23 protein-coding genes are annotated in these 22,289 nt (G+C 69.1%); 9 read left to right on the forward strand and 14 right to left on the reverse strand.

Features of this window, described 5'->3' with window-relative positions:
• Positions 1 to 159 precede the first annotated feature (159 nt).
• The 4 genes from OE229_RS00485 to OE229_RS00500 all read left to right on the forward strand — a co-directional run bounded on the left by OE229_RS00485 (position 160) and on the right by OE229_RS00500 (position 5,357).
• Positions 160 to 2,901 carry a phage tail tape measure protein gene (locus OE229_RS00485; protein ID WP_262139222.1) on the forward strand — a complete coding sequence of 914 codons (2,742 nt, stop codon included), beginning with the start codon at positions 160 to 162 and terminating at the stop codon, positions 2,899 to 2,901.
• A gap of 34 nt (positions 2,902 to 2,935) precedes the next feature.
• Positions 2,936 to 4,183, forward strand: a complete 1,248-nt coding sequence (locus tag OE229_RS00490; RefSeq protein ID WP_262139223.1) for an SGNH/GDSL hydrolase family protein — start codon at positions 2,936 to 2,938, stop codon at positions 4,181 to 4,183.
• A 177-nt stretch (positions 4,184 to 4,360) separates the two neighbouring features.
• On the forward strand, positions 4,361 to 4,867 hold the full coding sequence (locus OE229_RS00495) for a hypothetical protein (protein ID WP_262139225.1): 507 nt from the start codon (positions 4,361 to 4,363) through the stop codon (positions 4,865 to 4,867).
• Between the two features lie 7 nt (positions 4,868 to 4,874).
• Positions 4,875 to 5,357: a hypothetical protein gene (locus tag OE229_RS00500; protein WP_263344841.1), complete on the forward strand. Its 483-nt coding sequence runs from the start codon at positions 4,875 to 4,877 to the stop codon at positions 5,355 to 5,357.
• Positions 5,358 to 5,366: 9 nt separating this feature from the next.
• Here the strand turns inward: OE229_RS00500 and OE229_RS00505 are convergent, their stop codons facing one another.
• From OE229_RS00505 to OE229_RS00535, 7 genes are all read right to left on the reverse strand, one after another.
• Positions 5,367 to 5,948, reverse strand: a complete 582-nt coding sequence (locus tag OE229_RS00505) for a hypothetical protein (protein ID WP_262139227.1) — start codon at positions 5,946 to 5,948, stop codon at positions 5,367 to 5,369.
• A gap of 183 nt (positions 5,949 to 6,131) precedes the next feature.
• Positions 6,132 to 6,632, reverse strand: a complete 501-nt coding sequence (locus OE229_RS00510) for a hypothetical protein (RefSeq protein WP_262139229.1) — start codon at positions 6,630 to 6,632, stop codon at positions 6,132 to 6,134.
• A gap of 15 nt (positions 6,633 to 6,647) precedes the next feature.
• Positions 6,648 to 6,899: a hypothetical protein gene (locus tag OE229_RS00515; RefSeq protein ID WP_262139231.1), complete on the reverse strand. Its 252-nt coding sequence runs from the start codon at positions 6,897 to 6,899 to the stop codon at positions 6,648 to 6,650.
• The gene (locus OE229_RS00520) at positions 6,896 to 7,372 is read right to left on the reverse strand and encodes a hypothetical protein (RefSeq protein ID WP_263344844.1); all 477 of its coding nucleotides are present in this window, start codon (positions 7,370 to 7,372) and stop codon (positions 6,896 to 6,898) included. Before OE229_RS00520 ends, OE229_RS00515 begins: the two co-directional genes overlap by 4 nt.
• A 308-nt stretch (positions 7,373 to 7,680) precedes the next feature.
• On the reverse strand, positions 7,681 to 8,229 hold the full coding sequence (locus OE229_RS00525; protein ID WP_262139233.1) for a hypothetical protein: 549 nt from the start codon (positions 8,227 to 8,229) through the stop codon (positions 7,681 to 7,683).
• Positions 8,230 to 8,237: 8 nt separating this feature from the next.
• Positions 8,238 to 8,534 carry a hypothetical protein gene (locus OE229_RS00530; RefSeq protein WP_262139235.1) on the reverse strand — a complete coding sequence of 99 codons (297 nt, stop codon included), beginning with the start codon at positions 8,532 to 8,534 and terminating at the stop codon, positions 8,238 to 8,240.
• 35 nt (positions 8,535 to 8,569) lie between these two features.
• Positions 8,570 to 8,722: a hypothetical protein gene (locus tag OE229_RS00535; RefSeq protein WP_262139237.1), complete on the reverse strand. Its 153-nt coding sequence runs from the start codon at positions 8,720 to 8,722 to the stop codon at positions 8,570 to 8,572.
• Between the two features lie 121 nt (positions 8,723 to 8,843).
• Here OE229_RS00535 and OE229_RS00540 point away from each other — a divergent pair, with 121 nt between their 5' ends.
• Positions 8,844 to 9,137 (forward strand): helix-turn-helix domain-containing protein, encoded by a 294-nt coding sequence (locus OE229_RS00540; RefSeq protein WP_262139238.1) that lies wholly within the window; start codon positions 8,844 to 8,846, stop codon positions 9,135 to 9,137.
• A gap of 399 nt (positions 9,138 to 9,536) precedes the next feature.
• Here the strand turns inward: OE229_RS00540 and OE229_RS00545 are convergent, their stop codons facing one another.
• Together OE229_RS00545 and OE229_RS00550 are read right to left on the reverse strand one after the other, a co-directional pair.
• The gene (locus OE229_RS00545; RefSeq protein ID WP_262139240.1) at positions 9,537 to 10,568 is read right to left on the reverse strand and encodes an aldo/keto reductase; all 1,032 of its coding nucleotides are present in this window, start codon (positions 10,566 to 10,568) and stop codon (positions 9,537 to 9,539) included.
• 53 nt (positions 10,569 to 10,621) lie between these two features.
• Positions 10,622 to 11,407, reverse strand: coding sequence for an alpha/beta fold hydrolase (locus tag OE229_RS00550; RefSeq protein ID WP_071244025.1), 786 nt, complete (start codon positions 11,405 to 11,407; stop codon positions 10,622 to 10,624).
• On the opposite strand from OE229_RS00550, the gene OE229_RS00555 reads away from it, so the two are divergent.
• Positions 11,406 to 12,209 carry an NAD(P)H-hydrate epimerase gene (locus OE229_RS00555; RefSeq protein ID WP_262139242.1) on the forward strand — a complete coding sequence of 268 codons (804 nt, stop codon included), beginning with the start codon at positions 11,406 to 11,408 and terminating at the stop codon, positions 12,207 to 12,209. The two genes, OE229_RS00550 and OE229_RS00555, sit on opposite strands and share 2 nt — an antisense overlap.
• A gap of 19 nt (positions 12,210 to 12,228) precedes the next feature.
• Here the strand turns inward: OE229_RS00555 and OE229_RS00560 are convergent, their stop codons facing one another.
• Positions 12,229 to 13,371, reverse strand: coding sequence for a glycerol dehydrogenase (locus OE229_RS00560; RefSeq protein WP_262139244.1), 1,143 nt, complete (start codon positions 13,369 to 13,371; stop codon positions 12,229 to 12,231).
• Positions 13,372 to 13,485: 114 nt separating this feature from the next.
• On the opposite strand from OE229_RS00560, the gene ypfJ reads away from it, so the two are divergent.
• Positions 13,486 to 14,379, forward strand: coding sequence for a KPN_02809 family neutral zinc metallopeptidase (gene ypfJ, locus OE229_RS00565; RefSeq protein ID WP_262139246.1), 894 nt, complete (start codon positions 13,486 to 13,488; stop codon positions 14,377 to 14,379).
• 234 nt (positions 14,380 to 14,613) lie between these two features.
• On the opposite strand, the gene OE229_RS00570 is transcribed toward ypfJ, so the two are convergent.
• The gene (locus OE229_RS00570) at positions 14,614 to 15,546 is read right to left on the reverse strand and encodes a DsbA family protein (RefSeq protein ID WP_262139247.1); all 933 of its coding nucleotides are present in this window, start codon (positions 15,544 to 15,546) and stop codon (positions 14,614 to 14,616) included.
• 242 nt (positions 15,547 to 15,788) lie between these two features.
• Between OE229_RS00570 and OE229_RS00575 the strand changes: the two genes are divergently transcribed.
• Both OE229_RS00575 and OE229_RS00580 read left to right on the forward strand, forming a co-directional pair.
• Positions 15,789 to 16,889, forward strand: coding sequence for an ABC transporter ATP-binding protein (locus OE229_RS00575; RefSeq protein WP_182065331.1), 1,101 nt, complete (start codon positions 15,789 to 15,791; stop codon positions 16,887 to 16,889).
• A gap of 84 nt (positions 16,890 to 16,973) precedes the next feature.
• Positions 16,974 to 18,281 carry a DUF4032 domain-containing protein gene (locus OE229_RS00580; RefSeq protein WP_182065332.1) on the forward strand — a complete coding sequence of 436 codons (1,308 nt, stop codon included), beginning with the start codon at positions 16,974 to 16,976 and terminating at the stop codon, positions 18,279 to 18,281.
• Positions 18,282 to 18,567: 286 nt separating this feature from the next.
• Here the strand turns inward: OE229_RS00580 and rlmB are convergent, their stop codons facing one another.
• The 3 genes from rlmB to ispD are packed head-to-tail and all read right to left on the reverse strand — an operon-like array spanning position 18,568 to position 22,275.
• Positions 18,568 to 19,578: a 23S rRNA (guanosine(2251)-2'-O)-methyltransferase RlmB gene (gene rlmB, locus OE229_RS00585; RefSeq protein ID WP_182065333.1), complete on the reverse strand. Its 1,011-nt coding sequence runs from the start codon at positions 19,576 to 19,578 to the stop codon at positions 18,568 to 18,570.
• Positions 19,579 to 19,606: 28 nt separating this feature from the next.
• Positions 19,607 to 21,016, reverse strand: coding sequence for a cysteine--tRNA ligase (cysS, locus tag OE229_RS00590; protein WP_209135291.1), 1,410 nt, complete (start codon positions 21,014 to 21,016; stop codon positions 19,607 to 19,609).
• 32 nt (positions 21,017 to 21,048) lie between these two features.
• Positions 21,049 to 22,275, reverse strand: a complete 1,227-nt coding sequence (ispD, locus tag OE229_RS00595; protein ID WP_262139249.1) for a 2-C-methyl-D-erythritol 4-phosphate cytidylyltransferase — start codon at positions 22,273 to 22,275, stop codon at positions 21,049 to 21,051.
• Positions 22,276 to 22,289 lie beyond the last annotated feature (14 nt).

Consider the following 22,289-nt stretch of genomic DNA (forward strand, 5'->3'; position numbering starts at 1 on the left):
GCGGCCGCGGTTCCTTCGGTTTGTCCCTGGTCACGGCTAGAATCGAGGTGACGGACACCACTGCCGAACACGTCGCGGGTGGGTCAGACAGCATCGCTGTCTGGCCGGAGGACAACCCCTAGCAACTCCCGGGGGAAGCGCTAGGAAGCGTGTCCTCCGTTGCCCAACCGCACCGTCAAGACGTCCCTAGTAGCCGAGGTTTCCGGCTACCTCTCCGGCTTCGACCAAGCTGCGAAGAAGACCCGCGAACTCGGCTCAGAGACCGAAAAGCTGGGCCAGAAGCGCGAGGCCATCGCCGGCGTCGGCACGGCAATGAGCGCGTTCGGCGCGGTCGCCGTCGCGACCGTCGGTCTTGTGGTCGCTCGGTACGCGGAGTTCGACGCCGCCATGTCGAAGGTGCAGGCCGCCACACACGCGTCCGCTGCCGAGATGTCGCAGCTCCGCGACGCCGCGATCGACGCCGGGGCGAAAACGGTCTACTCCGCCACCGAAGCCGCCGGGGCCATCGAGGAGCTCTCAAAGGCCGGCGTCCAGACCAACGAGATCCTCAACGGCGGTCTAGCAGGCGCACTGGACCTCGCCTCGGCGGGCGAACTCAAGGTCGCCGACGCCGCGCAGATCGCAGCCACCGCTATGACGCAGTTCGGATTCCGCGGCAGCGAAGTCCCGCACGTCGCCGACCTCCTCTCGGCCGGTGCCGGCAAGGCACAGGGTTCCGTGCAGGACCTGTCCGCAGCGCTGAATCAGGGCGGCCTCGTCGCATCGCAGGCTGGCTTCAACATCAACGAGACCACGGGCACCCTCGCTGCGTTCGCGTCCGCGGGTCTCCTTGGTTCAGACGCGGGTACGTCGTTGAAGACCGCGATCCTGGCGCTGCAGAACCCGTCGACGACCGCCGCGGCCACGATGAAGCAGTACGGCATCGACGTCTACGACTCGACCGGTCAGATGCTCTCGTTCGGCGGCATCGCCGCGCAGCTGAAGGACAAGCTCGGCACCCTGTCGGACGAGCAGCGCAACGCAGCTCTCGCGCAGATCTTCGGCAACGACGCTGTGCGCGCCGCGAACGTTCTCTACAGCGAGGGTGCTGACGGCATCGCCGAGTGGACCGGCAAGGTCAACGACCAGGGCTACGCCGCGGAGACCGCCCGCCTGAAGCTCGACAACCTCAAGGGCGACGTCGAGAAGCTCGGCGGCTCGTTCGATACTGCCCTCATCCAGTCCGGGTCGGCCGCGAACGGCGTCCTCCGCAACCTCACCCAGTCCGCCACCTTCCTCGTCGACGTCATCGGCGACACCCCTGCACCGATCCTCGCCGCTGGTGCTGGCCTCACGGCCCTCGCCGGCGGCACCCTCCTCGTCGGTGGCGCGGCACTCGGAGCCGTACCCAAGTTCGCGGCCTTCAAGGCACAGCTCGACACCATGGGTATCAGCATGAAGACAGCAGCGCTTCGCACTGTTGGCCTCAGCGCCGGGATCGGTGCCGCTGCGGTTGGGATCGGCCTGCTGGTCAGCATGCAGGCTCAGGCCGAAGCGGCAACGGACGAGCTGACCGACACCCTCGACAAGCAGACCGGAGCACTCACCAAGTACTCGCGGGCAGCCGTCGCAAAGCGTCTCGCTGATGGCGGCGAGTTCGAAGCCGCCCGGAAGGCGGGCGTCACGCAGCGGGAGCTCACCGACGCGGTACTGCAGGGCGGGGCTGCCCTCGAGAAGGTGCAGGGCAAGCTCGGGGACCGGAACACCTTCGGTGGCATGTTCACTGGCGCGGCCTACGAGGCCGGCTGGGCCCAGCAGAACATCGCCAACGTCGCCAACTCGGTCCAGGACGCCAAGCAGAAGTTCAACGACCAGAAGAAGGCGAACGCCGAGGCCGGGAACACGGCGATGAATGTCGCTGAGCAGTACAAGGAAGAGGCCTCAAACGTCTCCGACCTGACGTCGGAGCTCAACGACCTCGTCGAGAAGATCAGCGCGGCGAACGACGTCAATCAGGACGCCATCAGCGCGAACGCTTCGTACCAAGAGGCTCTCGCTGGCCTGTCCGACGAGGTCAAGCGGCAGCGGGAGAGCACCGAGGGCTACACGACGTCCCTCGACGAGAACACGTCGATCGGCGCGAACAATGCTTCGATGCTTTCCGATCTGGCGGACAAGGCGCAGACGTCGGCGAAGGCGCAGTTCGATGTCGATCAGTCGACGATGGGCGCGAAGGCGGCATCGGAGAAGTACGCGAGCACCCTTGCGGCGCAGCGGCAGAAGTTCATCGAGTCCGCGACCGCTGCCGGGTTCAACGCCGGCGAGGTGAAGAAGCTCGCCGACCGTGTGTTCCAGCTGCCTTCGGAGAAGGAGATCAAGATCCTCGCCGACACGGACAAGGCGCAGACGGACCTGATCGCGTTCATCCGCAACAACGACGGCCGCGTCATCACCGTCCGACAGCAGCTCATCACAGAGGCGATCAAGTCCGGTGCTGCACCCGGTGCCGCGAAGGCGGCCTACAACGCCCACGGCGCGGTCATGGACTTCTACGGCGACGGTGGTGTCACCGAGAACCACGTGGCACAGTTCGCTGCCGCCGGCACGATGCGCGTCTGGGCTGAGCCCGAGACCGGCGGGGAAGCGTACATCCCGCTCGCCGCGTCGAAGCGGACCCGGTCCCTCGCAATCTGGGAGGAGACCGGTCGCCGGCTGCAGGCGTTCGCGGACGGCGACGTGCGCGGCGGGACCCCGACGTACGTGCCAACGCCGCCGCAGATCGTCTACGCCCAGGCACCCGGCAGCTCGGGAGGTGGCAACTCGACCACATTCGCCCCGCAGTTCGTCTCCTCCGGCAACCAGCGGCAGGACTTCGACGATGCCTGGTTCCAGTTCAGAACCCGGATCACCGGCGGCCGCTGAACCGCAACCCCCACTCACGACAGAAAGAGACAACATGCAGCCGTACACAAAGGTCCCCTGGATGGAACTGCCCAGGCCCGACGAGGCCGAAGTCCGTCCTTCGGGCGGTGAGGGACTCTACTTCCGGCGGCGGCTCGCGCCGCTTGCCGCCGGCGCATTCGGATCCGGTATCGCCTGGCTCGGCGACTCGATCACCCGTGGTCTCGGCGCGACCAACAAGGGCGACTCCTGGCCCGGTGTCATCGCTGGCACCAGCGTGGCCGTGGCTGGCGACAGCATCCCGACGTACGCCATGCTCCACTCAGGCGGGAAGCTGGCGAAGACGGTCAACGCCGGCGTCAGCGGCGACACCACCGCGAAGATGCTCGCGCGCGTCAAGAAGGACGTCATCGACTACAACCCCGCGGTGTGCGTTGTCCTCGGTGGCACCAACGACTCGGCGACACCGGTGCCCGTCGACGACTTCGCCGCGAACATCACGGGGATCGTCACCCAGCTCCGAGCAGCGGGCATCGTCCCGGTGCTCTGCACCATCCCGACCATCAACTCGACGGCGCAGCGGCCGGTGATCGTGAACTACAACACGTGGCTCCGCCGGTACTGCGCCGTGCAGGGCATCCGGATGCTCGACTTCTACGCCCTCACCGTCGATCCCGCGACAGGTAACTTGCTGCAGTCCACGATGGGCAACACCGACGGCACGCACCCGGGCAACATCGGCAACGCGCTGCTCGGGAAGTACGCCGCCGACACGCTCGCACCGCTCGTGGGAGCTGCGACCATCCCCGTCGCGTCGGACAACACCGACGCACTGAACCTCGTGCCGGACGGCCTCAACTACGGATCCGTGACCAACGGGCTGGCAGCCCCGTGGGGAGTCTTCGGCTCACTCCCGACCGGCGCGACCCCATCCGTGGTCACCGACTCGCTCGTGCCCGGGAAGATGCAGCAGCTGTCACTCTCCGCCACGACAAGCGGGGTGACGCTGTACAAGCGGATCACGCCGACCCCCGGACGGCGCATCGTGATCTCGGGCACGGTGACGAAGACCGCCGGCGCGGCCGGCCTGCGGGCCTACTTCAACACGTCCAACCAGACCGACACGTACAACCAACTCCTCGACATCACCGAGGCAGTCACCCGCGGCAAGTTCTCGACCGAGCTCGTCGTGCCCGAGAATACGAACAGCATCGACCTCAAGATGTTCGTCCAGCCCGGAACCACGACGTTCGCCGTCGGACAGCTGACTGCCTACGACCTCACCGCACAGGCGGTGCTGTAGTCCGAGGCGACGACGCCGTCGGCTGCCTCATCGCGGCCGGCGGCGTCCTAGCCAGCTGGCGCGGCCCCCGGTGGGCCAAGAGCTGGAACGGAAGCCGGCTGCCCCATACAGTGGCGCAGACTCATCAGTGCCCGTACGCTGCCCCTGCCACAACAGCCTTGAACGAGGGGAAGCCTCATGGCCGACCGAGATGACGCGACGATACTCGACGATCGACTCGCGGACAGCAGCTCGAACTGGGAACACTCCTGGTTACGCCTTGAAGCGATCGAAGCCGGCGGATCCCCGAAACGGTGGCAGCAGCTCATCAGCGCACTCGTTTGGGCCCTTGGCGGGAAGGACCTCGCGTACGTGCACTCCCGGGTGGAAGTGCTCGGCGACAGCGGTCTCATCGAGATCCATCTGTTCACCAGCACGACTTTGGTGCGGGTGAGCATCAGCCACGAACACCCCGACCCGGTTCCTGAGGTGGTCGCGCTCGACACGCTAGAAGCCATTCGGATCGTGCGAGCTCCGTCTGTGTTCAGCGATGGCCGAGGGATGGTGCCCAAGCGGGCTCGGCTCGAGCTGACCTTCGCCCATGGCGACCCCGTCACCATCGACAACGAGCAGACCTACACCACCAGCGCGGAACACCTGCTGGACTACTACCCAACCCTGTTGAAGCACCTCGCCAAGAGCTGAGACGCCGATGCAACTACACGAACTCCGAGCGCTGATCATCGACAGCGCCCACGAAGCTTGGACCGTCATCAGGGACGGTCCACCATTCCACCCCGACGCCGCAGGCCGTGAGCACCCGCTTCGTGCCGTGATGACGGACGACCTCGAGGTCGCGCTCGAATGGGGCCTTAGCGCCAACGACGGCAACCAGGCCACGGTAGACAAATACGACTGGGCCGAGATCGCACGTTTCAGGGACCCGGCCGTTGCCGAGGTATGGGTGGACGTGCGACTGCAAGGCGAACTCGTCGAGCGAGTGAGGCTGCTTCTGGTCGACGGCGGACGGGCGTACCTACCGTTCCCGGAGAAAATCGACGGGACCTGGATCACTCAGAAGTGGGAACGCTCGCTTGCGAGCCTCGTCACGAGACTGCAGGGGCTGTGGGGCGGTCACGGACGATGGGGCGAGCACTACCTCCGCCAGATCCGCGCCGACCACGACACCTACTGAGGCACGCAGTCACACATCCGAGACGCCCTCCACGAGATCGTGCAACTCTGACATCGACACTCGGTCTTCCTGCTCGCCTGCCAACCATCGATCGGCATCCGCAACCCACGACCTGACCGCGGGACGTGAGTAGCGGTGCCAGAGCAAGGCCATCGCCTGTCCCTCACTCGTGTCGTCCGAACTGTGCGGGACCCTCTTCAAGCGGTCACTGAGCGTGCGGACGAGTTCCTCACTGTGCTGCCCGACAAGGGCTGCCTTGAGGTCGATTTCCTCGCGAAGTACTCCTGCGGTCTTCCCCTTCGACTCCTGGGCTCTGTCCTGCAGCCGCTCTCGGACTTCGGCTCGCGACCACTGCGTCACGAGATCGGCGAAATCGCCGCGAGCAGCGCGATCACCGGCCTCTTCGGAAGCCCTCCGGACGGCCGCCTCGCGCTCAGCTGCGCTCTGCGCAATCCGGTTGCTGTGGAGGGCGACGGCGATCGCGCCAGCTCCGACGGCGATACTCCCGAGGGCTCCGAGGGCCGGTACGCCGATGTCGTTCCACCACTCGTATGAGAACCACGGGTGCCAGTCAGTCGTTAGGAGCATCACTCGTTGACCGTACTGCGATCGAACGGCCGGGATTCAGTCTGGCTCGCTTGATCCGATAGTAGGAACTGTCGGAGGCGCAGATCGGGCTTCCGAGGCGGAGGAAGGGCCTCGGCGGCTTTGCTCATTCCCAGAAACGAAAACCCCTCAGATCCGCGATGATCTGAGGGGGTCCGGTCCGACTGACTAGACGAGTTGAGGTACTGCGCCGGTGGCGTTCCACGCATCATCATCGCCGGTCGAGCGAGTGATGGGGCGTTCCGGGAAGAGCCACCAAGGAGTCGGTTCTGGAGCCGTATGACGCTCCGCGACCCGTGCCCAAGTGCTCGAGTAAGTAAGGCGACGCTCGTTCTCGGCCGCTCTGATGAGCGCGAGAATCCGCTCAGATCGGATGGTCGCCAGGATCCGCTCAGGATCCCGGTCCTCAACTACGACCGAGTCCGAGAACAGCGAAAAGACGGGACGCGGAACTTCCACCACACGAGCGGACGCTGCAGGCTGTCCTATCGCTTCGAGGGACTTCAACACTCGGTTGGCTGCCTCCTCGGCCTCCTCCGTACTGCGGAGGGCACGCTCCTGTGAGCGCACGACCTTCTTGCTCGAAGGGCTAAACAGAACGACGGCGATCGACCCGACGAGAGCCAGAACGCTCACGATCGCGGCGATCAGCACGATGATATTGGCCATCCCCTACCTCCTTGCCTACAGTCTGTCTACCACTGCTTGAACGTGGCTGAGTTTGGAATCGATGTTCGCCAGCCGCTCAACCACCTGGGTGTTCACCTGGTCGAGGCTCTTGCTCAGGCGTTTGCTACTTCGCTCCATAGCCTTCGACTGGTCTCGGATCAGCTGCATGCTCGAGTCCTTCTGACGTTTGAAGAGCATCACGAAGTTGATGACTGCGGTGATGCCGGCGACGCTTGCCGTCACTGCCTGAAGGATGGCGATCGTCACAGGTCTACCTCACGCGCCCAATCTGGCACCGTGATCGACGGGGTGACGCTCGCAGAGACTGCCCTCAGCCCTGCTCGGATCTTCACCAAGTCCTCAGTGAAATCGTCAAGTCCCGATCCGGTCAGCTGGAAGATGATGGCCTCTTGACCGCCGACCTGTTCATCGAGTTCAAGCCGAACCAGGACCACAGGGACCACCTCGACGCCGTCGGCTTGGTCACCTGTCGGCTCCACCACACGGAGATCGAGGGTCAGTGCCGCGCCGACGAGGTTGGGAAGGAACCCCTCGCGCACGCGAACGCCTTGCTGGCGACGATCAATCTGTTCCGTCGGCGTGATTATGGCTCGGAGGGCGTCGACATGCTCGTCGGAGAGTTCGTCCTTCATTACCGTCTTGACGTCGTCGATGACGGCGTCGACACCGTCCTGTGAGGCGGCTTGGTAGGCGAACCGAACTGCGGCGCGAACGCCCACCCAGTCCTCATCGCTCAACTGCTCTGGGCGAGGAGCGTCTCGCCTGAGCGAGTCCGCCGCGGACGCACGGTTACTGGGCTCGAGAGCCTGCTTGAGCGAGGCCTGGAAGCCACCAATTCTCAGCGTAGGACGAAGGGAGCTCATGGCGCGCGCCGTCCGGTCAGAGAGAGCATGGATGAACCGTACCTCACCAGCACCTGCGGGGATGCGCCAATTCGGGGGGCACGCGAGCGAGCCGATGATCGGTCAACCACGGACCACTGCAGCTCTCCTCAGGCTGACGTCCTGGCAGACAGGGCTCGCCACAATCAGCAGCCCTGCGTGGTGTCAGCGCTGAGGTTGAGGCGGAGCCGGATGCGCTGCGACGCAGCGCCCGACACTTCGTCCGAGGGGAACGCCACCGCGTTCGCCTGCTCGAGCGACGCAGACTCCTTGATGGTGTTGATCGCGGGTAGGGCTTGGAAGTAGTAGTCGCGGAGGGAGTCGACGTCCTTCTGTTCGATGACCTCGGGCCAGACCACCTTCTGATCGTCGAGGCGTCTCGCCGCGTCCTGCGCCGACGTGATGAGCGGTCCCGACGACGAGTGGATGGCGTCGAGGTTCTGCGCCACCAGCGCGTCGTTGAGCGTCTTGGATGCCGCATTGACAGGACAGACGGTCTCGAGGAAGTACTTCCCGGCCTCGTCGACACTCATCGCCGCCGGTGTGGGGGTCGGAGTAGGCGTCGGGGTTGCCGTCGATGCCGTGGAAGTCAGCGTGCTCGAGGCGGTCGTTTCCTTCTGCCCGCTGCTCGAACAACCGGAGAGCGCGACGATGAGCGCGAGAGCAGTGGCTGTTGGCGCGACGATCCTCATCATGATGAGCATCACTCTACGAGGCGCATGCCGCGTCTGAACCCGTCCGCAGGCCTCAGTATTGGGCTGACTGCATCACGCCACACCCAAACGCACTCGGCCGCCTGACCGAACCCCCACTCGACGAGCGCAGCCCGCTCCGTATACGCGATGACTCGCCCCTCGACCTCGAGAGAGCGGTCGGGGAACGTCACCCAGGCGAGGACCGGGTCCGGCTCTGCGAGGTCGTAGACGGGCCCACCGTAGGCTGCTTCGGGCAAGCTGAGCGCTGGGCCGAGCGCCCACCTGTCACGACGTCGCTTTGCCACCCGGCGACGGTAGCGGAAGCCTCAGACAGGGAGGGCTACAGCCGCCGTGGCTCATCGGGGAGCGACTGCAGCCATCGCTCCCCCTCCTCGCGCAGGATGAGCGCCTTCTTCCTCCCCGGGTACTTCGCCACCAGCTCACCTCGCCGGATCGCCTGGATCGAGTACGCGAGTTGCCCCTGGTCTTCCACACGTCGATCGTCGCCCCCTCAACGCCGACAGGCAATCGACAGATCTGAGGAGGCGCGTCGAAGACATGCGCGAACTCTTGGACGTCCCGCGTGCCGGCAGCTGCGCGCGTACGTTGCACCCGTGAAGGACGCACCGGACGACCGCCACGCCCTCGACGTACCGGAGCTCGCGAAGTGGCTCAACATCTCCGAGTGGAAGGCCCGCGAACTCGGCAACGACCTGCTGTTTCCCTCGTTCCGAGTCGGCAGGGCGCACCGCTTCTGGCCGTCGGAGGTGCGGGCATACCTGTCGGAGCCGCGCGATCCGTGGAAGCAGTCACCGCAGTCGAGGGGTCGGAAGCGAGTCGGACGGCCGCAAGCGGCGGGGTACCGAAGCCAGTGGCCCGCGCCGAAGCCGCCGCACCCGACGGAGTGACGTACCCGCACTTACCCCGCAGATTCGCTGCCACAGGGCGGAAGTTGCCGGAACCCCACGAGCAGGAAAAGCCCCGTTGAGCGCGCAAGACGCCATCTAGGGGAAGAAGCTGGAATGCTCCGTCAGGTAATACGGGGGTTGCGGGTTCAAGTCCCGCTGCCGGCCCCACACGAAGCGATGCCCCGGGCGAAGTCTCGCCCGGGGCATCGGCACACGGAACGCGGATCAGGGGGCGTTCCGGGCGCTGGACGCGGTAACCAGCCGGTCGTGCGACGAGGATGACACCTCACCGACCTTGGCGTCCACACCCTGACCCCACATCCGCGGGAATCCGCACGATGTGCACGAACGCGCAGCGGCCCTGTCCGCTCAGCGTCCGCCGGCTCAGCGTCCGCCAGCTCAGCGTCCGCCCGTGATCTTCCGCTCTCGCTGCGCGACGCCGGCGGTGCCGTAGGGGTAGTCGTCGATGCGGGGAGCGCTGGCGTCGGTCAGTCGGGTGAGTTCGTCGTCGGTGAGCACCAGGTCCGCGGCGCCGAGGTTGTCCTCGAGTTGCGACAGGGTGCGGACGCCGAGGATCACGCTCGTGACCGCGGGCCGGGACAGCAGCCAGGCCAGTGCGACCTGCGACTTCGACGCGTCGTGGGCGTCGGCGACCTCGGAGACGGCGTCGAGCACCTCCCACGTGCGCTCGTCGCCGTTGCGGGCTTCCCAGGCCTCCATGCCGCGCTGCGGGTTCTCGCCCAGGCGGGTGGCGCCGGACGGGGCCTCGTCGCGCTGGTACTTGCCGGAGAGCCAGCCGCCGGCCAGGGGGGACCAGGGCAGCAGGCCGATGCCGGCGTCGAGGCAGGCGGGGACGACCTCGTGCTCGATGTCGCGGACGAGCAGGTTGTACTGCGGCTGCAGGGTGACCGGCGGTGCCCAGCCGTGCGCCTTCGCCTCGTAGACGGCCTTGGTGACCTGGTAGCCGAGGTAGTTCGAGAACCCGTACGAGCCGATCTTGCCGGCGGACACGGCGTCGTCGAGGAACCGCAGGGTCTCGTCGATGGGGGTCAGGGCGTCCCACGCGTGCATCTGGTACAGGTCGATGTGGTCGACGCCGAGCCGCTCGAGCGAGGCGTCGAGGGCCACGCGCAGGTGTCGTCGGGACAGGCCGAGGTCGTTCGGGCCGTCGCCCTGCGGGAACCGGCCCTTGGTGGCGAGGACGACCTGCGCGGCCTCGGTGGGGTGTGCTGCGAGCCAGCGGCCGATGATCCGCTCGGACTCGTTGCCGGAGTAGACGTCCGCCGTGTCGACGAGCGTGCCACCGGCGGCCACGAAAGCGTCGAGGATGGCGTGTGAGGTGGGTTCGTCGGCTTCGCTGCCGAACGTCATGGTGCCGAGGGTCAGCGTCGACACCGATGTCCCGCTGTTGCCGAGGAGTCTGTAGTCCATGGCGGGGACGGTACGCCCGGTGCCGTCCGACCGAGGGGACCCACGAGTACCCCTCAGCGCGGGGCGGACAGGAACCGCAGCGCCGCCTCGCGGAACGGTCGCGAGGTCGGGGCGTTGAAGTGGTTGCGCCCCGGGATCTCGAAGAACGTGGCGTCCGGTGCGGCCTCGGCGAGCCGGACCGCGCTGTCCCGGATGCCGTCCTCGCTGCCCGCGGCGATCAGGAGCGGCTGCGCCGGGGCGTTCTCCGGGGTCGGCTCGATGCTGTTCCGCATCCCCTCAACCATGGCCACGAGCGCGCCGAGGTCGTTGCCCTCGACGTTGCCCGCCATCGTCAGGTACCCGTTGGTGACACGGTCCTCGATGGGGGTGCCGTCGGCGATGTACGCCTTCGCCTGGTCGACGCGGACACGACGCATCGGGTCGGCGTCCGGGATCCCGCCGAACACCGCGCGCGAGATCCGGCCGGGCAGCCGCTCGGCGGTGTGCCAGCCGACCCGTGCGCCGAGCGAGTAGCCCAGGAACGCGACGTCGTCGAGCAGGTACGTGTCGATGACCGTGGTGACGTCGGCGACGAGCAGGTCCATCGAGTACGCACCCGGGTCGTGCGGCTTCGCGCTCGCGCCGTGTCCGCGCTGGTCGAGCGCCAGGACCCGGTACCCGGCACGGACCAGGTGTCGTGTCCAGCCCGAAGCGTGCCAGTTGAGCACCGCACCGGAGGCGAAACCGTGCACCGCGATGACGGCCGGGGCGTCCGGGTCACCGAAGTCGTAGGTCGCGAGTCGCAGCCCGTCGGGCGACATCACGAACCGGGGGCGGGGCGCTTCGGGGACGAGTGACATGTCCTCTCCAGCGTACCGGGGCAGTGTGGTGGCCATGGACGGCTACGGCGGCGATCAGATCCGGGCGGCGGAACGCCCCCACCTCGACGCGGGGGAACCCCTGATGCAGCGGGCCGCCGAGGGGCTCGCTCGCATCGTCGGCGACCTGCTGGACGACCCGGCCGTGCGGCCGGTCGACGGGCCGGGTTCCGTCCTCGTGCTCGCCGGCAGCGGCGACAACGGCGGTGACGCGCTGTTCGCCGGTGCTCGCCTCGCAGCGGCCGGGAGGCACGTGACGGTCCTGCGCGTCGGTTCCCGTGTCCACGAGGCCGGCCTGGCAGCGGCGTTGGACGCCGGCGCGCGTCTGCTGGACGGCCCGTCCGGCGCCTCGGGACCGAACGCGGGCGGGGCGGCGGACATCCTGCGGGCCGCCGGCCGGAGCGACGGCGAGCGGCTGGCGGACGTCGCGACCGAGGCGGCACTCGAGGCCGACCTCGTGCTCGACGGCATCCTCGGCATCGGGGTGCACGGCGCGACCGCACTGCGGTCCCCCGCGCGAGAGGTCGTGGACGCCATCCGCGAGCTCGCCCGCGACCAGCGTGCGCCGTTCGTCGTCGCGGTGGACGTGCCGAGCGGCGTCGACGTGGACACGGGCGGGGTCGCCGACGACCACGTCCTGCACGCCGACGTCACCGTCACCTTCGGCGGGGTGAAGGCCGGCCTGCTGACCGGACCCGCCGCCACCCTCGCCGGGCGGATCGAACTCGTCGACGTCGGGATCGGTGCGGACCTGGCGACGATGGAGCCGCTGATCCGCACCTGACCCCTCGAACGTCCGTGCGTCAGTGGTGCTCGTACAGCACGGGCTCCGGCAGACCGTGCTCGGCGCGGACGCTGCGTGCGATGCCCTCGATCGCGACCAGGGCATCGACCACGAGCTCGGGCGTCACCGGGAACGGCATGTTGTGGATGGTCTCGCCCGCCACCGTCGCGGCCTCGGCCACGGCGCGCAGCACGTCCCGGTCGTCCACCGTCAGGCCGATCTCGGTGAGGGTGTTCGGCAGGCCGACCTTCGTGGTGAAGACGACGAAGTCCTCGATCTCCTCGGCCGGGGCACCCTCGAGCACCAGCTGCGCGATCGTCCCGATGTTCACCTTCTGCCCGTGCGCCAGGCCGTGCGCCTGCGGAGCCGCGGTCAGCCCGTTGTGGATCGCGTGGGCGGCGGCGAGCCCACCGGACTCGAAGCCCAGGCCCGACAGCAGCGTGTTCGCCTCGACGACCTTCTCGAGCGCCGGGGTGACGACCCGGGCCTTGACTGCCTCGATGGCCTGCAGGGCGTTCTCGTGCAGGAGCTTCCACGACAGCTCGGCGAGCGCGACACCGGTCTGGGTCTGCAGGCCGCCGGCCATGGTGTCGGCGTTGGCGCGCTTCGCGGCACGGGCCTCGACCCAGGTCGCCAGCGCGTCGCCGATGCCCGCGACCAGGAACCGCACCGGCGCGTTGGCGACGAGCCTGGTGTCGATGAGCACGAGGTCCGGGTTGTGCGGGAAGAAGCGGTACTCGATGAACTCACCCTCGGCGGTGTAGATCACGGCGAGCGCCGAGGTCGGGGCGTCCGTGGACGCGGCAGTCGGCACGCTGGCCCACCGGATGCCGGCCAGGTGTCCCGCGGCCTTCGCGGCGTCGATCGCGGAGCCACCGCCGAGCCCCACGATGACGTCGGCGTCCTTCGCGCGGATCTGTTCGACGAGTTCGTCGACGGCTTCGGGGGTGGCGAAGCGGCCGAACCCGACACGCTCCACGGCCAGGTCGGCGGACCGGAAGCTCTCGGAGACGGCGGTCTCGACGATGCCCCAGACCACGTCGTCGGCGACGATCAGGGGCCGCTTGCCGATCGGGGCGATGAACTCGCCGACGCGGGTGATCGCGTCCTTGCCCTGGACGTAGCGGGCGGGGCTCATCACGGTGCTGATGGGAGTGGCCATCGTGCGGTTCCTTCCGGTTGTACGACAGGTGTACGACAGGTGTCGGGGTGCCCGACGCCGCCGACGGTACGCGGGGCTGCTGATCGGGAGGTGCCGATCGGTAGGTTCGGGACCATGACGTTCAACGACGACTCGCAACTCCGGGGCGGCAAGGTCAAGCGGCGGGGTCGCACCACCGCGATCGGCGGAGGTGCCGTGGGCGTCGGCGCCATCGTGGTGTTCCTGATCGCGCAGTTCACCGGCTTCGACCTGAGCGGGATCGTCGGTAGCGGCAACGGCCTGACGACGATCCAGCAGGGCGGAGAGTCGGTCGACGCCGCCCCCGAGTGCCGGACCGGCCGCGACGCCAACCTGCGCGTCGAGTGCCGGATGGAGGGCGCGGCCGAGTCCCTCGACGCCTACTGGACCTCCGAGGCGCGGTCGCTCGGCATCTCGTACACGTCACCGGAGTTCTTCCTGTTCCAGGACTCCACCGACACCTCGTGTGGGCAGGCCTCGGCCGCGACCGGCCCGTTCTACTGCCCGCCGGACCGTGCGATCTTCCTGGACACCGCGTTCTACGACGACCTGCAGTCGCAGTACGGCTCGTCCGGCGGTCCGCTCGCGCAGATGTACGTCGTCGCACACGAGTGGGGCCACCACGTGCAGCAGTTGCAGGGGTCGTTCGCGAACACCGACCGCTCCGGCGCGGGTGCCTCGTCGGGCAGTGTCCGCGTCGAGCTGCAGGCGGACTGCTACGCCGGGGCCTGGGTCGGCGACGCCGCGACCACCGAGGACGCGAACGGCGAGACCTTCTTCGAACCGATCACCCGCTCGCAGATCACCGACGCCCTGTCCGCGGCGAGCGCCGTGGGCGACGACAGCATCCAGGAGCGTGCGACCGGCCGCGTCGACCCGGACTCGTTCACGCACGGGTCGAGCGAGCAGCGACAGCGCTGGTTCCTGCGGGGCTACCAGCAGGGCGCGACGAGCTGCGACACCCTGAGCATCCCGGGTTCTGCCCTCTAGCCGCACCGGTGACGGACGGGCGCGACCCGCTCAGCGGCGACGCGGAGCGTCGCGCGGGGCGCGCCGACCGAGCCTGCGAGGGAGGGGTGCCAGCTGGCACCGGGCCTTCCGTCCGTGGTCAGCGCGTCGGCGCTCGTCGGGACATCGGCGCTCGTCGAGGCGTCAGCGCTCGTCGAGGCGTCAGCGCTCGTCCGGACGTCAGCGCTCGTCCGGACGTCAGCGCTCGTCCGGACGTCAGCGCTTGGTCGGTGTGGGCGACGGGGACGCGCTCGGCGTGGGCGTCGGGGTGGCGTCGGTGGCCCCGGCGGCCGTCACCACGAAGGTGCGGAAGTCGTCGTTCGTGACCGGGGAGGTCAGCTCGTAGCGCTGCCCGTTCACGAGCACGAGCGGCGTGCCGGGGAACTCCTTGAGCGTCGACCCGGGGATCGTGCCGTCGGACACCGCCGTCGTCTGCTCGTCCACCCACTTGGCGTAGTCCTGGTCGGCGATGCAGCTCCGGACGGCGCTGCGTTCCTGCAGCCCCTGCACGCCCGTGACGACGTCGGTGAGCTCGGCGTCCGTCAGGCCCGGGGTGCCCTCCTCCGGCTGCTTCGCGAAGAGCGCCTGGTTCACCGCGTAGAACTGGTTCGGGGAGTGCTCGGCCACGCAGGCGGCGGCGTTCGCGGCGCGGAGGGAGTACTTCGTACCCTGCGAGCGGTTCGACAGGATCGCGACCGGGTGGATGTCGACCGTGGCTGCACCGGAGTCGACCAGGTCCTCGATGTAGTCGCCGTTCGCCTGCTCGAACTGACCGCAGCCCGGGCAGAGGTAGTCGACGTACAGGGTGATCCGGACGGTGCCGGCGCCGTCGGTCGCGGCGCTGCTCGGCGACGCGGAGGCCGATCCGGACGCGGCTGCCGTCACCGGCTCCAGGCCCTGCCCGATGGTGATGCCGCCCTGCGACATGGTCGACGGGCCGGGGCCGGCGGGCTTCACGGAGTCGACCAGCACGAGCGTGACGATCGTCGCGGCGGCGAGGAGCACGACCCCGAGCCCGATCTGCAGGCCGAGCCGGACACCACGCTGGCGTCGCTTCTGCTGGGTCCGGGCACGCTGGGCTCGCTGGCGGGCGGCTTCACGGCGCTCGTTCCGCGCGGCGCGGGCGGCACCCTCGGGGCGGTTGTTCATCGGTGCGTCGTCCTCCTGATCGGTGTCCGCTCGGCGTTCCCCTGCTCGGCGGACGGACCCGGCGATTGTAGTGGGGCGCTCTGGGAAGCCGCCGACCACGGGGAAAACACTGGCGCGCCCGGGTGAACTCGTGTTGTATGAACACCGACAGTCGACGGCGACTGTCCGGGGCCCCTCCGGGCACACCGCTTCACTCGGATCGTCCGGCACGTACCTGCCGGTGAAGGAAGGACCGAACGCTCATGGCGTCCGTCACCTATGACAAGGCAACCCGTCTCTACCCCGGAGGCAGCCGTCCCGCGGTCGACTCCCTCGACCTGGACGTCGCCGACGGCGAGTTCCTCGTCCTCGTCGGCCCCTCGGGCTGCGGCAAGTCCACCTCGCTCCGCATGCTGGCCGGCCTCGAAGAGGTCAACTCCGGTCAGATCCGCATCGGCGACCGCGACGTCACGGACGTCCCGCCGAAGGACCGCGACATCGCGATGGTGTTCCAGAACTACGCGCTGTACCCGCACATGACCGTCGCCGAGAACATGGGCTTCGCGCTCAAGATCGCCGGTGTCGGCAAGGAAGAGCGCGCCACCCGCGTGCAGGAGGCCGCCAAGCTCCTGGACCTCGAGGACTACCTCGGCCGCAAGCCGAAGGCGCTCTCCGGTGGTCAGCGTCAGCGCGTCGCGATGGGCCGTGCGATCGTCCGTCAGCCGCAGGTGTTCCTCATGGACGAGCCGCTGTCGAACCTCGACGCCAAGCTCCGCGTCCAGACCCGTACGCAGATCGCGTCGCTGCAGCGTCGCCTCGGCGTCACCACGGTCTACGTCACGCACGACCAGACCGAGGCCCTCACCATGGGTGACCGCATCGCGGTGCTCAAGGACGGCATCCTGCAGCAGGTCGGCACGCCGCGCGACCTGTACGAGAAGCCGAACAACGTGTTCGTCGCCGGCTTCATCGGTTCGCCGGCCATGAACCTGCTGCCCGCCGACGTCATCGAGGGCGGCATCAAGTTCGGCACGCTCAACCACGCGATCGACCGCGACACCCTGTCGAACGCCCGTGCCGCACAGATCACGGTCGGCATCCGCCCCGAGGACGTCATCGTGTCGCAGTCCGGCGAGGGCCTGCCCGTCACGGTCGACGTCGTCGAGGAGCTCGGCGCCGACGGCTACCTCTACGGTCACGCCGACGTGAACGGCCAGCGCGCCGACATCGTCGCCCGTGTCGACGGCCGTGCGCACCCGTCGATCGGTGACACGATCGTCGTCACGCCGAAGCAGGGCCACGTCCACGCCTTCGACACCGAGTCGGGCGACCGCCTCGACGACAAGGCCGTCGTCAGCGCGTAACCAGCGCACTCCCCCGAGAGCCCGCGCCCGCCTCACAAGGGCGGACGCGGGCTCTCGGCTGTCCCCGACACCAGAGGAACCACCGTGCCCGACTCGATGTCCATCACCGCCGCCACCGTCGACCCCGGCCTGCTCGACCTGCCGTGGGACCTGCCGCTCGCCGACTGGCCCGACGACACGATCGTCGCGCTGCCGAAGGGCATCTCGCGGCACCTCGTGCGGTTCGTGCACCTGAGCGGGTACGTCGCCGCGGTGAAGGAGACCGGCGAAGAGGTCGCCCGGTCCGAGTACGAGATGCTCCGGACCCTGCAGCGCATGGACGTGCCGTGCGTGGACCCGGTCGCGGTCATCACGAACCGCGTCGACGCCGACGGTGAACCACTGCACCCCGTGCTCGTGACCCGCCACCTGCGGTTCTCCCTGCCCTACCGCGCGCTCTACTCGCAGACGTTGCGCCCCGAGACCGCCACCCGTCTGGTCGACGCCCTCGCGCTGCTGCTCGTCCGCCTGCACGTCATCGGGTTCTACTGGGGCGACGTGTCGCTGTCGAACACGCTGTTCCGTCGCGATGCCGGAGCCTTCGCCGCGTACCTGGTCGACGCCGAGACCGGCAAGCTCTACCCCGGCGGGCTGTCGAACGGCCAGCGCGAGAACGACCTCGAGGTCGCCCGCGTGAACATCGCCGGCGAGCTGCTCGACCTCGAGGCCGGCGGCCGGCTCGACGAGAACGCCGACCCCGTCGACGTCTCGAACCGCATCGTGGCCCAGTACCGGACGCTCTGGACCGAGCTCACCGGCACCGAGCAGTTCGACATCAAGGAACGCTGGCGCATCAACGACCGCGTCGAGCGCCTGAACGGGCTCGGCTTCGACATCGAGGAGCTCTCGATCCACACGACCGAGGGCGGCTCGCAGGTCCGGATCCAGCCGAAGGTCGTCGACGCCGGGCACCACCAGCGCCGACTGCTGCGGCTCACCGGGCTCGACGCCGGCGAGAACCAGGCCCGGCGCCTGCTCAACGACCTCGACTCGTACCGCGCCCGGAACGGCCGTGACGAACTCGACGAGGAGATGGTGGCGCACGAGTGGGTCTCACGGGTCTTCGAGCCCGTCGTCCGCTCGATCCCCCGTGACCTGCGCGGCCGGCTCGAACCCGCCGAGGTGTTCCACGAGCTGCTCGAGCACCGCTGGTTCATGTCCCAGCAAGAGGAGCGCTCCGTCTCACTGCCCGAGGCCACGACCGCCTACATCAACGACGTGCTCCGACACCGTCGTGACGAGCGCCTGCTCATCAACCCGCCGACCTCGTCGATCACCGTGCCGATCCCGGTGCTGGACGACGACGTGTCCGACGAGTCCGACGACGTCGACGACTGGCGCGCCACGGTCTGACGCGGTCCCCGTTCGGTCACGACACCCCGCCGGGTGGACGCCGACTGGTCGCAGACCGTCGCTTGGGGCGTCGCGCAGCGACGACTCGTGACCACACGGCGGACACCATCCGACGTGTCCTGACCGTTCGGGGGTCGAGAACGCGACCGCCTGGAGGCCCGGCCCGCGTCCCGGAGACCGGCACCGGCCCTCCAGACCGTCACGCCCAGCCCCGCGCGCCACCGTGAGCAGGAATGGTCGCCTCCCGCTCGGGGAGGCGACCATTCCTGCGCACGAAGTGCTGCGGCTACGCGGTGCGACGGCGCCGCGCGACCTCCCACAGGGTGACGCTCGCGGCGATGCCGGCGTTCAAGGACTCGGTGGCGCTCGAGATCGGGATCGACACGATGGCGTCACAGGTCTCGGTGACCAGGCGCGACAGGCCCTTGCCCTCGGAACCGACGACGATCACGATCGGCCGGTCGGCGAGCTCGAGGCCGTCGAGCTCGACGTCGCCGTCGCCGTCCAGGCCGAGGACGAACAGGCCCATCGACTTGAGCGACTTCAGGGTCTGCGTGAGGTTCGGGGCCATCGCGACGGGCGTGCGTGCCGCGGCACCTGCCGAAGTCTTCCACGCCGACGCCGTCACGCCGACCGAACGTCGCTGCGGCACGATGACGCCGTGTCCGCCGAAGGCCGCGGTCGAGCGGATGATCGCACCGAGGTTGCGCGGATCGGTGATGCCGTCGAGCGCGACGAGCAGCGGCACCTGGTCACGCGAGAACGCCTGCTCGACGATGTCCTCGGCGACGGCGTACTGGTACGCGGGCACCTTGAGCGCGACACCCTGGTGCACGCTGTCGTGGCCGGTGATGCGGTCGAGCTCGGGACGCATGAGCTCGATGATCGGCACGCCGCGGTGGTTCGCGAGCGCCAGGATCTCCTTGACGCGGTCGTCGACCTCGATGCGGGACGCGATGTAGAGCGTCGACGAGGGGGTCTTCGTGCGGAGCGCCTCGAGCACCGAGTTGCGCCCGGTCACCAGCTCGGAGTCGTCGGTCTTGCGTGCCGGCGGACGGCCCGTGCGGCCCTGCGGGGTGCTCGAGGAACCGTGACGGCCCTTGGCCGCTTCGAAGCGGTCCTTCGCGGCCTTGCGCTTGCCGGCGGGGTGGTACGGACGGTCCTCGGCCTTCGGGGTCGGCTTGCGACCCTCGAGGGCCTGTGCGCCCTGGCCGCCGGAGCCGACCTGCTTGTTGCCCTTCCGACCGGAACGGACGGCGCCGGGCCGACCCTTCTTGCTTCCCGAGACGTTCTTCATGCGTAGCTCCTGTTCGGCACTGCCGTGTTCAGGCGATGCTCCAGCGTGTTCCGGACGGCGTGTCCTCGATCGTGATGCCCGCGGCGGCGAGGTCGTCGCGCACGCGGTCGGCCGCGGTGAAGTCCCGTGCTGCCCTGGCGTCCGCGCGCTCCTGCACGAGGCGTTCGACGAGGGCGGCGAGCGGGCCTGCCGAGGTGTCGTGGCCACCGCCCGACCAGTGGGCGGCTCGCGGGTCGATGCCGAGCACCTCCACCATCGCAGCCACCTGATGGTACGCGGTCCCGAGCGTTTCCGCATCGTCGGCGTCCAGGGCGGCGTTGCCGGTGCGCACGGTCTCGTGCAGCACGGCCAAGGCCTGGGGCACGGAGAGGTCGTCGTCCATGGCTGCGGCGAAGGCCTCGGGCACGGCCGGGGCGTCGGCGAGGTGGACGCCCTCGAGCCGGGTCTCGGCGCGCTCGAGGAACCCGGCGATGCGGTCGTACGCCGCCTCGGCCTCGGCCAGGGACCCCTCGTGGTGGTCGATCGACGAGCGGTAGTGGGCGGCACCGAGGAAGTAGCGGACGACGGCGGGACGGGCGGATCCGAGGAAGTCCGCGGCGAAGATCGAGTTGCCGAGCGACTTCGACATCTTCTGCCCCTCGACCGTCACCAGCCCGTTGTGCAGCCAGTACGACGCGAACGGGTCCCCGGCGGCCGTGGACTGCGCCAGCTCGTTCTCGTGGTGCGGGAAGCGCAGGTCGAGCCCGCCGCCGTGGATGTCGAACGCGGGGCCGAGGTACCGGCGCGACATCGCCGAGCACTCGATGTGCCAGCCCGGGCGGCCGGCGCCCCACGGGGAGTCCCAGTTGGCCGTCGACGGCTCGCCGGGCTTCGCACCTTTCCAGAGCGCGAAGTCACGGGCGTCGCGCTTGCCACGCGGATCGGCGTCGGCGGCCTCGACCATGTCCTCGCGCCGCTGCCGGGTGAGCGCTCCGTAGTCGGCCCAGCTGCCGGTGTCGAAGTAGACGTCACCCGAGCCGTCGTCGGCGGCGTAGGCGTGCCCGCGGTCGATGAGGCGCTGGATGATCTCGTGCATCTGCGGCACGCTCGCCGTGGCCCGCGGTTCGTACGTGGGGGGCAGGATGCCGAGGGCGTTGTACGCGGCCGTGAACTCGAGCTCGACCCGGTAGGCGCGGGCGAACCACTCCTCGTCCGTGCCGGCGGCCAGGTCGAGGACCTTGTCGTCGATGTCGGTGACGTTGCGCACCAGGGTCACCCGGTACCCGCGGTGGGTGAGCCACCGGCGCCAGATGTCGTAGACGAGCGCGGACCGCAGGTGCCCGATGTGCGGCGACGACTGCACCGTCGGACCACAGACGTAGACGCTCACGTGTCCGTCGACCAGGGGCACGAGGTCGACGACGGCTGCGGCGCGGGAGTCGTAGAGGCGAACGGTCACGCCTCAACCCTAATCGGCGCGGGGCTGCGGTTTCAGGAGGGACGCACGAGTGCCGTGGCGATCGCCGCGAGCCCGTCGCCACGGCCGGTGAACCCGAGCCCGTCGGTCGTCGTGCCGGACACGGCGACGGGCGCGCCGACGACCGCGGACAGGGCGTCCTGCATCTCGTCGCGGCGACGACCGATGCGCGGCCGGTTGCCGATGACCTGCACGGTGACGGACACCGGCACGAGCCCGGCGTCCGCGAGCAGCGCGACCGCGCCGCGGACGAACACGTCGCCCGTGGCGCCGGCGTACTGCGGATCAGCGGTGCCGAAGCGTCCGCCGATGTCGCCGAGGCCCCCGGCGGAGAGCAGGGCGTCGCACACCGCGTGCGCCACCGCGTCACCGTCGCTGTGCCCGGAGAGGCCGGGTTCGCCGGGGAAGTCGAGCAGCCCGACACGGCAGGGCGAGGCGTCGTCGAAGGCGTGCACGTCGACGCCGAGCCCGAGGCGGACCGCGGCGACAGCGTCCGCCGGGTTGGCACCGGCCGCCGCTCCGGCAGCCGCACCAGCACCAGCACCAGCACCAGCCTCGGTCCGCGCCCGCAGGATCGACTCGGCCCGGCCCAGGTCCCACGGCGTCGTGATCTTGAAGGCGTCGGCGTCACCCGGCACGAACCGGACGGTGCCCCCGACGGCTTGGAACACCCCGGCGTCGTCCGTCTCGGACTGCGACGACACCGCGTAGGCCTGCCGCAGTGCCGCGAGCGGGAAGCCCTGCGGCGTCTGCACCCCGACGAGCGCCGCACGGTCGACGGTCTCGACGACGACGTCACCGTCGACCCGCTTCACCGTGTCCGTGACGGGGAGCGCCGGCACGACACCCGCACCGTCACCGGCGGCGACGGCCTCGAACACCCGCGAGAACTGTGCGGCGGGCGTGAGGCACCGCGCCGCGTCGTGCACGAGCACCGTGGTGACGGAGTCCGGCAGGACGGCCAGGCCGGCCTCGACGGAACCGTGGCGATCCGTGCCTCCTGGGACGACGGCCGTGTACGCGGCAGCCGCACCCGCGACGGAACCGACCACCTGCCGACACTCGTCCAGGTGCGACGCCGGTGCGACCACGACGACGAGCGTCGGCGACGGCAACGCGAACAGGGGTTCGAGCGCCCGTGCGAGCATCAGCGAACCGGCCACGGGCACGAACGCCTTCGCGGTCCCGATGCCGAGCCGGGTGCCGGAGCCCGCCGCAACGACGACGACCGCCCGGTCCACCCCTTCGGGGAACC

Source organism: Curtobacterium poinsettiae (assembly GCF_025677645.1).
GTDB classification, from domain to species: domain Bacteria; phylum Actinomycetota; class Actinomycetes; order Actinomycetales; family Microbacteriaceae; genus Curtobacterium; species Curtobacterium poinsettiae_A.

Excerpts from the sequence above, each read along its gene's own strand:
- OE229_RS00490 (WP_262139223.1), top strand. The coding sequence starts at position 2,936 with ATGCAGCCGTACACAAAGGTCCCCTGGATGGAACTGCCCAGGCCCGAC.
- OE229_RS00495 (WP_262139225.1), top strand. The coding sequence starts at position 4,361 with ATGGCCGACCGAGATGACGCGACGATACTCGACGATCGACTCGCGGAC.
- OE229_RS00500 (WP_263344841.1), top strand. The coding sequence starts at position 4,875 with ATGCAACTACACGAACTCCGAGCGCTGATCATCGACAGCGCCCACGAA.
- OE229_RS00510 (WP_262139229.1), bottom strand. The coding sequence starts at position 6,632 with ATGGCCAATATCATCGTGCTGATCGCCGCGATCGTGAGCGTTCTGGCT.
- OE229_RS00525 (WP_262139233.1), bottom strand. The coding sequence starts at position 8,229 with ATGATGAGGATCGTCGCGCCAACAGCCACTGCTCTCGCGCTCATCGTC.
- OE229_RS00545 (WP_262139240.1), bottom strand. The coding sequence starts at position 10,568 with ATGGACTACAGACTCCTCGGCAACAGCGGGACATCGGTGTCGACGCTG.
- OE229_RS00555 (WP_262139242.1), top strand. The coding sequence starts at position 11,406 with ATGTCCTCTCCAGCGTACCGGGGCAGTGTGGTGGCCATGGACGGCTAC.
- OE229_RS00550 (WP_071244025.1), bottom strand. The coding sequence starts at position 11,407 with ATGTCACTCGTCCCCGAAGCGCCCCGCCCCCGGTTCGTGATGTCGCCC.
- OE229_RS00560 (WP_262139244.1), bottom strand. The coding sequence starts at position 13,371 with ATGGCCACTCCCATCAGCACCGTGATGAGCCCCGCCCGCTACGTCCAG.
- ypfJ (WP_262139246.1), top strand. The coding sequence starts at position 13,486 with ATGACGTTCAACGACGACTCGCAACTCCGGGGCGGCAAGGTCAAGCGG.
- OE229_RS00570 (WP_262139247.1), bottom strand. The coding sequence starts at position 15,546 with ATGAACAACCGCCCCGAGGGTGCCGCCCGCGCCGCGCGGAACGAGCGC.
- OE229_RS00575 (WP_182065331.1), top strand. The coding sequence starts at position 15,789 with ATGGCGTCCGTCACCTATGACAAGGCAACCCGTCTCTACCCCGGAGGC.
- rlmB (WP_182065333.1), bottom strand. The coding sequence starts at position 19,578 with ATGAAGAACGTCTCGGGAAGCAAGAAGGGTCGGCCCGGCGCCGTCCGT.